The 13,197-nt window shown below is 68.9% G+C and carries 13 protein-coding genes; 7 read left to right on the top strand and 6 right to left on the bottom strand.

Annotation, left to right across the window (positions count from 1 at the left end; translation table 11 throughout):
- Positions 1-22: 22 nt before the first annotated feature.
- The 5 genes from OK17_RS00065 to OK17_RS00045 form a co-directional block, all read right to left on the bottom strand.
- Entirely contained in the window at positions 23-1,522 is a 1,500-nt protein-coding gene (locus tag OK17_RS00065; protein ID WP_461416318.1) for a phytoene desaturase family protein, read from the bottom strand.
- Complete coding sequence (locus OK17_RS00060) at positions 1,519-2,652, bottom strand: glycosyltransferase family 2 protein (RefSeq protein ID WP_461416319.1); 1,134 nt, start codon at positions 2,650-2,652, stop codon at positions 1,519-1,521. The genes OK17_RS00065 and OK17_RS00060 overlap by 4 nt, the downstream gene beginning before the upstream one ends.
- A complete protein-coding gene (locus tag OK17_RS00055; RefSeq protein WP_461416317.1) occupies positions 2,639-3,457 on the bottom strand; it encodes a carotenoid biosynthesis protein in 819 nt (272 codons plus the stop codon). Before OK17_RS00055 ends, OK17_RS00060 begins: the two co-directional genes overlap by 14 nt.
- Positions 3,458-3,537: 80 nt before the next feature.
- Positions 3,538-4,251 (bottom strand): monooxygenase, encoded by a 714-nt coding sequence (locus OK17_RS00050; protein WP_232716984.1) that lies wholly within the window; start codon positions 4,249-4,251, stop codon positions 3,538-3,540.
- Positions 4,248-5,390, bottom strand: a complete 1,143-nt coding sequence (locus OK17_RS00045; protein WP_461416316.1) for a polyprenyl synthetase family protein — start codon at positions 5,388-5,390, stop codon at positions 4,248-4,250. The genes OK17_RS00050 and OK17_RS00045 overlap by 4 nt, the downstream gene beginning before the upstream one ends.
- A 409-nt stretch (positions 5,391-5,799) precedes the next feature.
- Between OK17_RS00045 and OK17_RS00040 the strand changes: the two genes are divergently transcribed.
- Both OK17_RS00040 and OK17_RS00035 read left to right on the top strand, forming a co-directional pair.
- The gene (locus OK17_RS00040; protein ID WP_232716986.1) at positions 5,800-6,093 is read left to right on the top strand and encodes a hypothetical protein; all 294 of its coding nucleotides are present in this window, start codon (positions 5,800-5,802) and stop codon (positions 6,091-6,093) included.
- 58 nt (positions 6,094-6,151) lie between these two features.
- Positions 6,152-7,432: an alpha-hydroxy-acid oxidizing protein gene (locus OK17_RS00035; RefSeq protein ID WP_232716987.1), complete on the top strand. Its 1,281-nt coding sequence runs from the start codon at positions 6,152-6,154 to the stop codon at positions 7,430-7,432.
- 80 nt (positions 7,433-7,512) lie between these two features.
- Here OK17_RS00035 and OK17_RS00030 read toward each other — a convergent pair whose 3' ends face one another.
- The gene (locus tag OK17_RS00030; protein ID WP_461416315.1) at positions 7,513-8,469 is read right to left on the bottom strand and encodes an oxygenase MpaB family protein; all 957 of its coding nucleotides are present in this window, start codon (positions 8,467-8,469) and stop codon (positions 7,513-7,515) included.
- An 83-nt stretch (positions 8,470-8,552) separates the two neighbouring features.
- Between OK17_RS00030 and OK17_RS00025 the strand changes: the two genes are divergently transcribed.
- The 5 genes from OK17_RS00025 to OK17_RS00005 all read left to right on the top strand — a co-directional run bounded on the left by OK17_RS00025 (position 8,553) and on the right by OK17_RS00005 (position 13,071).
- Positions 8,553-9,257: a TetR/AcrR family transcriptional regulator gene (locus OK17_RS00025; protein WP_232716989.1), complete on the top strand. Its 705-nt coding sequence runs from the start codon at positions 8,553-8,555 to the stop codon at positions 9,255-9,257.
- A 28-nt stretch (positions 9,258-9,285) separates the two neighbouring features.
- Positions 9,286-9,933, top strand: a complete 648-nt coding sequence (locus OK17_RS00020) for a TetR/AcrR family transcriptional regulator (protein WP_232716990.1) — start codon at positions 9,286-9,288, stop codon at positions 9,931-9,933.
- Positions 9,934-10,056: 123 nt separating this feature from the next.
- Positions 10,057-11,271: an acyl-CoA dehydrogenase family protein gene (locus OK17_RS00015; protein WP_232716991.1), complete on the top strand. Its 1,215-nt coding sequence runs from the start codon at positions 10,057-10,059 to the stop codon at positions 11,269-11,271.
- Positions 11,268-12,284, top strand: coding sequence for a phosphotransferase family protein (locus OK17_RS00010; RefSeq protein ID WP_232716992.1), 1,017 nt, complete (start codon positions 11,268-11,270; stop codon positions 12,282-12,284). Before OK17_RS00015 ends, OK17_RS00010 begins: the two co-directional genes overlap by 4 nt.
- Positions 12,285-12,324: 40 nt before the next feature.
- Positions 12,325-13,071, top strand: coding sequence for an SDR family NAD(P)-dependent oxidoreductase (locus OK17_RS00005; protein ID WP_461416314.1), 747 nt, complete (start codon positions 12,325-12,327; stop codon positions 13,069-13,071).
- Positions 13,072-13,197 lie beyond the last annotated feature (126 nt).

Genomic DNA, 13,197 nt, shown 5'->3' with positions numbered 1-13,197 from the left:
GGGCGACGCGCCCTCTCGCACCTCAGGGAGTGGGCGACTGTGCGATCAGGTCCGCGACGATCTTCGCCGACAGCATCACCAGCGGGAGTCCGCCGCCGGGGTGCGACGAACCGCCGACCAGGTACAGGCCCGGGATGGGTGAGGTGTTCTTCGGCCGCAAGAAGGCGGCCCGCGGTCCGTTCGACGACGAGCCGTAGATCGAGCCGCCGGGGGTCATGGTTCGGCGTTCGAGATCGGCCGGTGTGACCGGCAGGCGGTGGCGGACCTGGTCGCGGACGTCGAGACCGCGGTCGGCCATCACCTGCATGATCTGGTCGGCGTACTTGTCCGCGAGTCCTGCTGCGTCCCAGTCGACTCCGTGCTCCGGGTCGTGCCGCGGCGCATTGACCAGCACGAACCAGGCTGCGGTGTCGGGACCCGGGACGATCTCCGGATCGTCGGGCGCGGAGATGTAGACGGTCGGGCGGGCAACGGGTCGCGGCGGGCCGTTGAGACCGAAGACGGCGTCGAACTCCTCGTCGTAGTCCTCGGCGAACAACACGTGATGGTGGGCCTGGTCGGCGGGCGGGTTCTCGAGCGCGAGGAGCAGGACAAAACCCGACAACGACGGTGTCGAACGCCGCAGCAGCGCAGACGGAATGCGAACGGAACGGCGGGGGACGAGGCGGTCGAAGACCTGGCGGGCGTCGGCATTCGCCACGACGAGTTCGGCGGAGCGCCGGCTGCCGTCGGCGAGTACGACGCCGTCGACCCGGCCGCGTGCATCCGTCGAAACCCGGGACACCTCGACCCCGAACTCGATCCGACCGCCCAGGGCGAGCAACCGATCCCGCATCGCGGTGGCGATCCGGCCGAGGCCGCCGCGGACATACCAGGAACCCCAGGCCTGCTCGGCCCACGGGACGGAGGCCAGGGCCGCCGGAGCACGACGCGGATCAGAACCGGTGTAAGTCGCGTAACGGTCGAGCAGCATCGCCAACCGGGAATCGCTGAGATATTCGGAACCCAGACCCCGCAACGTTTTCCACGGCGCCACGGTTCGGACGTCGGAGGGTGTGGCGATCCCGCCGATCATCGTCCGGACACTCATCGGCGACTCGAGGAACGGGCCGTGGGTGACATCCCAGATCGCCTGCGCGCGTTCGAGGAACGCCGACCATTCGTCACCCGAACCGGGGCCGAGTGCGTCGTCCAGGGCGGAGGGGATGTCGTCGAGCGTGTCGGGCAGGTCGAGGACCGTACCGTCGGGGAACCGGTAGCGCGCTGCGACCGGCAGCCGCTCGAGCGCGAGGAACTCGTCCACCCGGGCGCCGGTGTCGTCGAACAACTCGGTGAGGATATGCGGCATGGTGACCAGCGACGGGCCGGTGTCGAAGACGAAACCGTCATGCTCGATCACGCCGAGTTTGCCACCGACGGTGTCGAACTGCTCGAGCACGGTGACGTCATGGCCGGCCGCCTGCAGGCGCATCGCCGCGGCGAGTCCGCCGACGCCGGCGCCGATGACGATGACCCGGCTCATCGCGAAACCTCGATGGTGCGTCCCTTCCACTCCAGTTCCCCACGGTGACGGGCGATCGTCGAATCCGCGGCGAGAAAGGTGAAGAGAGCGATCGACGCGGGATGCCCCAGGGCATCGGGGAACGTGCGTCCCCCGGTTGTCCGCGCGGACACGAGTCGCGAGGCGACGCCGGCGAGGTACCCCACCAATCCGATGCGTGAACCGGTCAGAGCCGCCAGCGCCGGGATCACATACATGAGACACAGACCGGCGGTCACCGCCGACGTCCCGGCGGGTGAGCCGAAGGCGGACCACAGTGACTTCCGGTACCCGGCACGGACTTCGTCCCAGCCGTCGTACATGCGGCAGGTTGCGACCGTGCTCCCCTCGGCCACCACACCCCGACCGCCCGCGGCCTTGATCGCGCGGAGGAGTGCGATGTCCTCCAGGACGACGTCACGGACCGCCTCGTGTCCGCCGGCGCGGCGATAGGTGGCGGTGTCGACCATCAGGAACTGGCCGTTCGCGGCGGTCAGGGATTCGCGCGGGGACCGTTCGGCGAGTCCCAGCGGGAGTGTGCTGAGCCACGACCACTGCAACAGGGGCTGCACCAGACGTTCGGCAGCACTGGTGGCGACCTGCCGCGGGTAGGGACTCACGAGATCGAGTCCGGCGTTGCGCAACAAGGCGAATGACGAGGTGAATGCGTGGGGTTCGACCACGACGTCGGCGTCGACGAAGGCGAGGACACCGTCGGGGGCGGCGTTGTCGGCCAACTGTCGGCAGGCCCAGGACTTCCCGAGCCAGCCCGGTGGTGGTGGGGAGCCCTCGAACACCTCGAGTCGGTCGTCGTGGGCGGCCAACCGGGCGAGGAGGGCGTCGGTGCCGTCGACCGAACCGTCGTCGAGCACGAGGACGCGGGCAGGGCCGGGCCATCGGTCGACGGCCTCGAGGACGGCGGTGATGCAGCGTTCGGCCCGGGCGATCTCGTTCCGCATCGGTATCAACACCGAAAGAGGCTCGGCGGGAGGGATGTCTGCGAGACCTGGGCGGCGCACGCGGATCGCGTTGTCGACGGTGAGGGCGAGTGACGCCAGTGACAGGCCGGTCCCGACCGTCACCGTGCGGCGCCAGAGGTCAGACGCTCGCACCATGTCTCCTGTATCGCAGCGACCGCACTTCGAGCACGAGAAGCGGGATCGCGACGACACCCATCACCACAGCACCGGCCAGTGCGACCGTCGGGCGACCGAAGAACATCGCGTGCGCCATCACCGACGAGAAGTAGGTCCACAGGTAGGCGGTCACCGGGACCGAGTCGTCGGCGTCGGCGGTGTCGCCGGCACCGATCACCCGATCGAGGAGAGCGATCATCAGGAACGAGACCAGAAGCCAGCCCGCGAAATTCGTCAACGGGATGTCGTCGACGCCGGGTAGCGACGGGGTGGGAAACTGCCAGGTCCAGTGGCCCTGATCGACCATCTGCGGATCGAGGAAGACATCCCAGGCCGTCAGCGCGTACGCCCCCAGGAAGGCGGTCACCACGCGAGCCCGCGTACCGGACAACCGCATGGCGCCGACGAGTCGTCGCGTCACGGCGAGCGCCGGCCACGACATCATGATCCAGGCCAGGGGCACCAGGACCGGGACACCGAGAAGCTTGAGGCCCAGACCGTCGGTGTATGCGTATGTGCCGAAGGGGAATCCGGTGCTGACACCGACCGCCTCGGCGACGAGACCACCGCCGCCGGCGATCACGACCAGTGCGATCGCGGTTCCGAAGCCGCGGGTGGCGGCGAGATGGAGGACCGATGCCGACGCCAGGAGCAGGACGCTCGCGACGGTGAGCGGGAGTGTGCCACCCCCGGTGAGCGGGAAGGCGATCTGCACCCCGATGGTGGCGGCGAGGAGAACCCATGCGACCGGGATGAGGTGATGACGGAGCGATGTCTTCACCTCAGGCGATGGGGATGCTCCGGTAGGGGTTCCTCGCACCTCGGGCGGTGAAGGTGGTGTCGGGGTGGTGGCGGAGGTACTCATGCCGATCTTCCCTGGTAGGTCCCGGTCACGTCGAGGACGGCGAACCGTGCGAACAGTTCCTCGGCGTACCAACGGGCGGGTTTGGTGCGCGCGATGGCGGACTTGTGTGCGGGCGAGTGGTAGGCGAAGTCGGTGAGGTCGCGCGTGGAGTCCCAGAGCGAGAAGGTCCCCTGGACTCCGATCGGCATCTCGCCGACACCGAGCGCGAGCCGATTGCCCGGCGCGCCGGCAAGTTCCGAGGCGACCGGCGGGACCGCCCGCCAGAAGGACGCCATCGTCGTCGGCCGAAGCCGGGCTCGGGTGAGTGCGGCGACCGGTCCCGTCCGGTCTCGTGCACGGTCAGCCGCCGAACCCTGGTGCTCCTGGCCGAACGGGTCGACCCGCGACCATCGGCCTTTGGATCGCAACGGCCGCATCGTGATGCGCAGTTCCTCGGTGCTCGAGTCCTGCCAGCGTCGCAGCACTCGTGAATTCGACGATGCGCGAGCCGCATCGTCGTCGTGCCAGACGGTGAGCGCTGCCCAGTGCCGCAGGTCGGCGCTCTCCATCGTGAAGGTCTCTGCGGTGCCGGTGCCGAGCAGTTTGGCGAAGCGGAGTCCGGGGGTGGCGCGCAATGCTCGCCGGCCCGACGCCATCCGGCCGAGCGCGGGCATCACCCGGTCGACGCCCCAGATGCGTAGCTCGACCGTCGGAACAGCAGATGGGGTCATGAGCGGCGCCACACACAGCGTTCGACGAGCGAGGTCAGGGCCTGACGTGTCAGTTCGTCCACCGATGCATCCGCGACGACCGCCAGGGCGTCCTCGGCGAGTTCGACGATGCGCTGTTCGACGCGTTCGAGGGCGCCGGTGGACTCCACGACGTCGCGCATCTGCGCGGCGCCGGTGGCGTCGAGGTCCGGGTTGCCGAGGCAGTTGGCGATGATCCGTCGTTCCGTCCAGGTCGCGGACTCCTCGGCCAGCGCCATCAGCATGGTGCGCTTGCCCTCACGGATGTCGTCGATCGCCGGCTTCCCGGTGATCTTCTCGTCGCCGAAGACACCGAGAATGTCGTCGCGCAACTGGAATGCCTCACCGGCGCTGATCCCGATGCGGTCGTAATCGGCGAGAAGGTCGGCGTCGGCCCCGGCGAGCGTGCCGCCGAGCCGGAGCGGTTGGCCGATGCTGTAGCGGGCGCTCTTGTACCGGAGGACGCGTTCGGTCCGGTCGGGATCGGTGTGGTCCTCGGTCTGGCTGAGCATGTCCAGGTACTGGCCCGCGTACGCCTCGTCGCGCATCTCGGTCCAGGTCTCACGGACGGCCTGGCGGGTGTGGCGCTCGACGGTGTCGACCGCCGCGGCGACCAGGTCGTCCGACCACGACAGACACATGTCGCCGACGAGGATGGCGACCGCGGTGCCCCAGGTGTCGGAGTCGCCCCGGCGACCGACCGCGCGATGGGTGTCGGCGAAGAGACGGTGGATGGTGGGCAGGCCGCGGCGGGTGTCGGAGTCGTCCATCACGTCGTCGTGGACCAGGGCGGCGAAGTGGAACAGCTCGATCGCCGACGCCAGTTCGACGACACCGGGGACCGACCGGCCGTGGGCGGCGCCGCGGGCACCCCACAGACAGAAGGCGGCGCGCAGGCGTTTGCCCCCGCCGATGCGGGCGCCGATGGCGTCCGACGCCGGAGTCAGTTCGGCGCCCACTTTGTTCAGCGTCAGGGCGTGGCGGCGGAAGTGCGCGGTCAGCACCTCCTCGACGAGTTCGAGGTCGGTCGTCGCGTCGTCGATCGCGCGGAGGCCGGAGTTCGGGTCGAGGACAGGCCGGTGGGGGAGGGATGAGTCGGTCATCTCGGCGGTCTGTGTCATGGCGAGGCCCTTCCGGGGTGCGGGGTCGGCGCGGTTGCGGGTACCCGGTCTTCGGTGCGATGACACCCGTCGGATGGGTCACCGCCGTGAGCGTCGAAGACCGCCCCTGAAAAGCGCCCCCGATTTCCGCCCGGCGTCGAAAACCGCCCCCGAAAAGAACCCTCCACAGCGCCGCCGGCGACAGATCGTTCGCGGTGCCACTCTGGAGGGCGGTTCCCAGGGGCGCTTTTTGGACTGGGGCGGAAGCCAGGGGCGGTTCCCAGCGGATCGACGCCCGTGCTCGAGCCGGGCCGTGGGGTTCTCGGCCAGTCCGTGGCGCACCGCCCCCGACCCGCCGACGGGAGGCCGCGGCGCAGGGACGCCACGTCCGGGGCGCATAGGGGTCCGGAGATGCCGGTAGGTTGGTCGCATGGCAGTGGATGCAACGGTGCCCGTGGTGGCTGTGGGTCTGGTCGGCGGCTTCGCGGCGGCCCGCTACAGCGGCCGTCGAGAGCTCGGTGGGGTGGTTCTCGCTGCGGCGGGTGCCTGGTGTACCCGGCAGTGGGCGGTCAAGCAGGGCCCGGCGGTGGCCGGGGGACTGCTCGCCGGATACCTGGCGGCATTCGGCGGTTCGCATCCGCTCGCGAAGAAGATCGGCGCCTGGCCGTCGGTCGGTGTCGTGACGGTCGCAGCGGCCGGCGCGACGGCTGTCGCCACACGCTGACACCCCGGTCCGGGAATCCTCCCCGGGTCCCGCGATGCCGACGTTACGATCGGCTCCCATGACCACGGGATACGGGCGAGCGCGGCAGAATGACATCTACACCGCTGGTGTCCATCGTCGAAAGCCCCGCGTGCCAACGGATTTCGCCGAGCTCGAACGTCGGGCCAAGCGGTCGATGTCGGCTCGGGCGTGGGCGTACATCGGTGGTGGCGCCGGTGAGGGCCGCACGATGGCGGCCAACCGGCAGGCCCTGGACCGCTGGGCGATCGTCCCGCGGATCCTGCGCGACGTCTCCGCGCGGAACCTCGAGGTGGAACTGTTCGGACGTCGCATCCCGGCACCGGTCCTGTTCGCGCCGGTGGGTGCCGGCTCTCTCGCCGCCCCGGAGGCGGACCGTTTGATCGGTCACGCCGCCGCGGAACTCGGTGTGCCCTACATCTTCTCCAACCAGGCGAGTGTGCCGATGGAGACGGTCGCGGCCGAGATGGACGGCGTGACCCCGGGAGCCCCCCGCTGGTTCCAGCTGTACTGGTCCACCGACGACGACCTGGTCGACAGTCTGCTGGCCCGTGCGGCGGCGGTCAGGGCCGACGCGGTGGTCGTCACCCTCGACACCACGATGCTCGGCTGGCGGCCACAGGATCTGAACCTGGGATCGCTGCCGTTCGCGCGGGGTGAGGGGATCGCGCAGTACACCTCCGACCGACGCTTCGTCGACATCGTCGCCGACCGCCTGCGCACCGCTGCCGAGGAGCGGCCGGAGGTCTCCCTCGGTGCCATCGCGACCCTGATCTCGATCACCCGCAACGCACCGGGACGCTTCCTGTCGAATCTCACCTCGGCCCAACCGCGGGCCGCGGTGCAGACCTTCCTCGACATCTACTCGCGTCCGTCACTGAGCTGGGACGACCTCGCCGGTCTGCGCGAGCGCACGTCGTTGCCGATCGTCCTCAAGGGCGTGCTGCATCCCGACGACGCCCGTCGCGCCGTCGACGCCGGGGTCGACGGCATCATCGTGTCCAACCACGGCGGACGCCAGATCGACGGTTCGATCAGCACCATCGACGCCCTCGACGAGATCGCACCCGCGGTCGACGGCCGGATCAAAGTGCTCATCGATTCGGGTATCTACACCGGGTCGGACGTGTTCAAGGCACTGGCGCTCGGCGCCGACGCTGCATGTATCGGCCGGCCGCACATGTACGGGCTGGCCCTCGCCGGTGCCGAGGGCGCCCGGGATGCGGTGGCCGACATCATCGCTGAACTCGACCTCACCCTCGGGTTGGCCGGCCACACCGACGTCACCGCACTCGATCGCGAGGCGTTGCGGAGGGTCTGAGCCGAAAAACGGGTCCCAACCGAAAAGCCCGTCCCGCTCGCGATGAGCGGGACGGGCTTCCCCCAACCGGGACAGGGAGCTCAGACCAGTGGACGGCCGGTGCGCATCCGCCAGCGGACGTCGGCGAGCAGCACGTTGAACGGAAAGCTGCGGACCGGCCTGGGTGCACGGGTGATGATCGCCCGCAGGACGGCATTGTGCTTGGCGAAGAACAACTCCTGCCACGGCGACAGGCGGACGCCCATCTTGCGGCGGAAGTTCTCCGGCAGGAAGCCGATCGCCAGGATCTCGAAGTACCAGCCCAGCAACTTGGCGACGACCGGCCCCAGGAACTCGGCGCGGGCGATCTGCAACAGGTACCCGCGGATGACCGGGTCGATCTCGAGGGTCTCGACGGTGGAGTTCCAGTACTCCTCGAAGGCCTCACGGTCGGCCGGCCAGGCCTCGCGCGGGACCTGCAACGTGGTGCCCAGGACGGCCCCGGCCTGATAGAACTCGTCGGTCACCTCGGTCATCCCGCCGAAGATCCGATGGACGTCCTCGGTGCCGCGGTAGAGGCAGGCCGCGACCCAGAGCTGCAGCTTCGGGTCGAAGGCGTTGTACTTCACCGGGCTGTCGGCGGTCGAGCGGACCTGCGCGTGGGCCTTGCCGATCGCCTTGCGGTAGGCCTTGCGGTCCTTGGCGCTGCCCAGCCCCGCGACCGCGAGGTAGCTCAGGGTGGTGCGACCCCGCTTGAGCGGATGCTTGAACAGGTTGCCCGAGTCGACGCGGCTCTCGTAGACGCCGTATCCCACCGCGGGCAGGCTCAGCTGCATGATCACGTTCGCGGCGCCGGCGATGACGCCGATGCCGAGCGGATCGAGATCCTCGGCGGACGGGAGGGCGTCGAGTTCGGCGCGGGACATGCGCGCGGTCGACGGTAGGAACTCGGTGTCCGGGCGCTCGGCGGTGAGGAATTCGGTGACCTCAGCGGTCACATCGGCGGGCGTCTGCGGCGACAGGGCCGAGCTTCCACTGGTGATAGGCTCCGTTGCCATCGAACCCCTCCTGGTCGGATTTAGGAAACGTATGTTTCCTGTTTTATAAAACATGAACTTACCGGGGTGTCAAGATAGGAACCATGGGAAGAGGACCTTCGAACCCGGATAACGGGTCCGACACTGCTGCGTCGGATTCGGCGGCTTCCCTGCGCGCCTACGGCGGCGAGGGCGGTGACACCCGGGTCGCGCGAAGGCGCACATCATTGATCGACGCAGCCCTCGACCTGCTCGGAGCCGATGACGCGGAAGCGGTCACGGTGCGCGGTGTCTGCCGGCGGGCCGGGCTGACCGCACGGTATTTCTACGAGAGTTTCGAGTCGGTCGATCAGCTCGTCGAAGTGGTGTACGACGGGGTCATCGAGGAGATCGCCCACTCGAGTCTGGCGGCGTTCTCCGAGGGCGAGACCATGCGTACCAAGGTGTCCGGAGCGGTCGCCGCGATCGTCGACCTCATCGACCAGGATCGACGCAAGGGCCGGCTCCTGTTCTCGCAGGCCCTGCTCAGCCCGGTGATCGCCGCGAAGCGGATGGAGTCGACCACGCTGTTCGCGGGCCTGACACTCCAGAGCGCCTCGTCGGTGCTCGACGTGCACGTCGGCTCGGCCGAGGCGGCGGGCGTGGCGCACTACAAGGTGGGTGGGCTGAGTCGTCTGCTCGCCGCCTGGCTCGAGGGGGACGTCGACCTCTCGAAGTCGGAGGTCGTGGACCTCAGTGTCGCGTTGCTCGTGTCCCCGGCGGACATCCTGGAGAAGAGCCTGCCCCACGGCAGCGCCGATGGTGAGTAGTGCTCCGCAGGCAGATATGGTCGATCCCATGAGCAGCGGAACCGGCGAAACCGACGTGCGACCGGCGAAGCAACCCCTCGGCGCCTGGCGCGACTACGGCGAGCCCGAGCTCCCGATCCCATTGGCCGCAGCTCTTGCGGCGTTCGCCGAGCAGGGCTACCACGGCACCTCGGTGCGCGAGATCGCCGCGCGGGCGAACCTCTCGGTGCCGGGGCTGTACCACCACTACCCGTCCAAGCAGTCTCTGCTGCAGGGCCTGCTCGAACGCACGATGACCGACCTGCTGGCCCGTTCGGAGGCAGCGATCCTCGAAGCCGGCCCGGAACCGGTCAGGCAGTTCGACGCAGTCGTCGAGTCGCTGCTGCGGTTCCACATGTACCGGCGCGAGCAGGCCTTCGTCGGTTCCACGGAGATCCGCAGCCTCGACGACGACTATCGGCCGAAGTACATCGGCCATCGCGACCGTCAGCAGCGGATGGTCGACGAGATCGTCTTCGCCGGCGTGGAGGCGGGCGACTTCACCACCGAGTACCCGAAGGACGCCGCCCGGGCTGTGGCGACGATGTGTGTCGGTGTCTCGACCTGGTTCAAACTCGACGGTCTGCTGGGGCCGGACGAACTGATCTCCCGAAACCTCCAGCTCGCCCGCGCCCTGGTCGGTTACCGCACCAACTGAGGGCACGGATTTCACCCGGTCAGCCTTGACCGGGATCGCATCGCCTGGCAAGGTATGGACGGCCGAACGATCGCTCGGTCGGCGTCGGGGTTTGTTCCCGTCGGTCCAGCCAAAGGAGTCACGATGCCCATAGACCTGCGCCACGATCCCGCGGTGGTCGAGCTGGTCGAGAAGACCGAACGCTTCGTCCGCGACTACGTGCTGCCGCTCGAGGACGCTAACGGTGGCGACATCACCGCGGCCGGCGGCGACGACCTGCGTCGTGAGATGAACGCAAAGGCCAAGGCGGAGGGCATCTTCGCGCCGCACGCGCCGGTCGAGTTCGGCGGGCTGGGACTGGACATGGCCGACCGCGCACCGGTTTTCGAGGCAGCAGGCTACTCCACCTTCGGTCCCGTCGCGCTGCACATCGGTGCGCCCGACGAGGGCAACATCCACATGCTCGAGCGCATCGCCAGCGAGGAGCAGCGCCACAAGTACCTGGCCCCGCTCGCCACCGGTGAGGTCCGCTCGGCCTTCGCGATGACCGAACCGGCACCGGGTGCGGGTTCGGACCCCAATGCGCTGCGCACGCAGGCGGTCCGCGTCGACGGTGGCTGGAAGATCAACGGCAAGAAGCACTTCATCACCGGTGCCGAGGGCGCGGGCTTCTTCATCATCATGGCCCGCACCGCGGGCTCGCCGGGAGATCGCGGCGGCGCCACGATGTTCCTGGCTCCGGCCGGCACTGCGGGAATCACCGTGGGCCGCCACATCAACACCATCGACAAGGCGATGATCGGCGGGCACTGCGAGGTCACCTTCGACGACGTCTTCGTCCCCGACGAGGACATCCTGGGCGAGGTCGACGAGGGCTACCGCTACGCACAGGTGCGCCTCGGCCCGGCGCGCATGACCCACGTCATGCGCTGGCTCGGCGCAGCGAAGCGCTGCCACGACGTCGCTGTCGATTACGTCTCGCGCCGTGAGGGATTCGGTGGCCGACTCGGCGACCTCGGCATGATCCAGCAGATGGTCGCGGACAACGAGATCGACCTGGCGGCCTCGCGTGCGTTGCTGCTCAAGGCCTGCCACGAACTGGACCTGGGCAACCACGCCTCCGACGAGACCTCGATCGCCAAGACCTTTGCCGGCGAGGCGTATTCGCGGATCGCCGATCGCAGCATCCAGATGTGCGGCGGCCTCGGTGTCTCCGCCGATCTGCCGATCGCACGCCTGGCGCAGGAGCTCCGTCCGTTCCGCGTCTACGACGGCCCCTCCGAGGTCCACCGCTGGGCCATCGCGCGCCGCGCCGTCGGCCGCGCGAAGAAGGCACAGGCCGCGGCGGTTGCGAAATGACCGGGGTCGAATCAGCCCTCGAGGCGGACAAGCTCCGTCGGCTCCTCACCGACAACGGCGTCGAACTCGCCGGTGACCTCTCCATCGAACTCATCAGCGGTGGGAAGTCGAACCTGACCTACACCGTCACCGACGGCGTGACCTCGTGGGTGGCACGTCGCCCACCCACCGGCGGCCTCACCCCGTCCGCTCATGACATGGGCCGTGAGTGGGCCGTCACCAGTGCGCTGCAGTCGACCTCGGTGCCGGTCGCCAAGACGGTCGCCTTCGACGCCGACGGATCGATCATCGGGGCGCCGTGCACCGTCGTCGAATTCGTCGACGGGCGGGTGGTGCGCACGGCCGAGGATCTCGCCGCCTACTCCGACGACGAGGTGGCCGCCAACCTCGACGGTCTCGTCCGGACCCTCGCCGACCTGCACGCCGTCGATTACCAGGCCGTCGGCCTCGGCGAGTTCGGCCGTCCGGCCGGATTCGCTGCGCGACAGGTGAAGCTGTGGGCCCGGCAGTGGGGTCACGTGAAGACCCGCGAACTGCCCGATGTCGACCGCCTCGTCGAGGCGCTGTCCGAGCGGGTGCCGGAACAGGCCCGGGAATCGGTGGTGCACGGCGACTTCCGCGTCGACAACACCATCGTCGACGCGAACGACCCGGCGCAGATCGCGGCCGTCGTGGACTGGGAGATGTCGACCCTCGGCGACCCGCTCACCGACGTCGCACTGATGTGCGTCTATCGCACCGGGGTCTTCGACCAGGTGCTCGGCTTCTCCGCGGCATGGACCAGCGATCGCTACGCCTCCGTGGACGAGATCGCGCAGAAGTACTCCACCGCAACCGGTTCCGACCTCGGCGACTGGGACTTCTACCTCGGTCTGGCCAACCTGAAGCTCGGTGTGATCGCTGAGGGCATCACCTACCGCGCGCTCTCGGGTGCGTCGTCGGGCGATGGTGCCGAGCGTGCGGGTGAGGCCACCGCGGCCTTCATCGCCGCCGGTCTGCGTCACGTCAGCTGATTCGACAACGGACAGAGAAGAAAACACGGGGGGCAAGTGCATGAGTGAAGTGTCGAACACCCGGGCCGCGCTGGTCACCGGCGCGTCCCGGGGAATCGGGGCGGCGATCGCCGAGAGGTTCGCGGCCGATGGCTGGGACCTGACGATCAGTGCCCGAGGCCGCGAAGCGTTGGAGAACAAGGCGGCCGAGCTCCGCGAGCGCGGCGCGGGTCGGGTGGAGGTCGTCCCGGCCGATATGACCGACGCCGACGCGATCACTGCACTCGGCTTCGCCCACGCCGAGGCGTTCGGGCGTTGCGACGCGCTGATCATCAACGCGGGCATGGGGTCCAAGGGTGCGGTGGCGGAGATGCCGGCCAAGCGTTTCGACCGGCTCTACGAGGTCAACGTGCGGGCCCCGTACATTCTGCTGCAGTCGGTGCTGCCGACACTTCGGGCGACCGCGGACTCCATCGGCGCGGCGAAAGTGATTGCGGTGGCGTCGATCACCGGTGTTTACCCGGAACCCGAACTCGCCGCCTACGGCGCGACCAAGGCCGCGCTGATCTCCCTGTGCGAGACGTTCAACCTCGAGGAATCGGAGAACGGCGTCAGCGCGACGACGATCGCGCCAGGCTACGTCAACACCGACATGACCGACTGGCTCAAGGACCGCATCCCCGCTGATGAGATGATCACTGCCGCCGACGTCGCCGTCGTCGCACACTCGATCACGCAACTGTCGCGGTTCGCGGTGCTCCCGAACGTGGTGCTCACCCGGCCGGGCACCAATCTGCATCGGGCGTAAGACCTCGATACGCGGCGCCCTCGCTCCGCTCGGTCGACGCTACTCGGCCGGCGGGGCGGGGGCGCCGCTGTGTTCGGGTGTTGTTACTCGGCCGGCGGGGTGGGGCGTTGCTGTGTGCGGTGGTGG

The sequence above is a fragment of the Gordonia sp. GN26 genome, assembly GCF_054823965.1.
This window is presented reverse-complemented; position numbering and strand designations above follow the sequence as displayed.

Excerpts from the sequence above, each read along its gene's own strand:
- OK17_RS00065 (WP_461416318.1), bottom strand. The coding sequence starts at position 1,522 with ATGAGCCGGGTCATCGTCATCGGCGCCGGCGTCGGCGGACTCGCCGCG.
- OK17_RS00050 (WP_232716984.1), bottom strand. The coding sequence starts at position 4,251 with ATGACCCCATCTGCTGTTCCGACGGTCGAGCTACGCATCTGGGGCGTC.
- OK17_RS00045 (WP_461416316.1), bottom strand. The coding sequence starts at position 5,390 with ATGACACAGACCGCCGAGATGACCGACTCATCCCTCCCCCACCGGCCT.
- OK17_RS00040 (WP_232716986.1), top strand. The coding sequence starts at position 5,800 with ATGGCAGTGGATGCAACGGTGCCCGTGGTGGCTGTGGGTCTGGTCGGC.
- OK17_RS00035 (WP_232716987.1), top strand. The coding sequence starts at position 6,152 with ATGACCACGGGATACGGGCGAGCGCGGCAGAATGACATCTACACCGCT.
- OK17_RS00030 (WP_461416315.1), bottom strand. The coding sequence starts at position 8,469 with ATGGCAACGGAGCCTATCACCAGTGGAAGCTCGGCCCTGTCGCCGCAG.
- OK17_RS00025 (WP_232716989.1), top strand. The coding sequence starts at position 8,553 with ATGGGAAGAGGACCTTCGAACCCGGATAACGGGTCCGACACTGCTGCG.
- OK17_RS00020 (WP_232716990.1), top strand. The coding sequence starts at position 9,286 with ATGAGCAGCGGAACCGGCGAAACCGACGTGCGACCGGCGAAGCAACCC.
- OK17_RS00015 (WP_232716991.1), top strand. The coding sequence starts at position 10,057 with ATGCCCATAGACCTGCGCCACGATCCCGCGGTGGTCGAGCTGGTCGAG.
- OK17_RS00010 (WP_232716992.1), top strand. The coding sequence starts at position 11,268 with ATGACCGGGGTCGAATCAGCCCTCGAGGCGGACAAGCTCCGTCGGCTC.
- OK17_RS00005 (WP_461416314.1), top strand. The coding sequence starts at position 12,325 with ATGAGTGAAGTGTCGAACACCCGGGCCGCGCTGGTCACCGGCGCGTCC.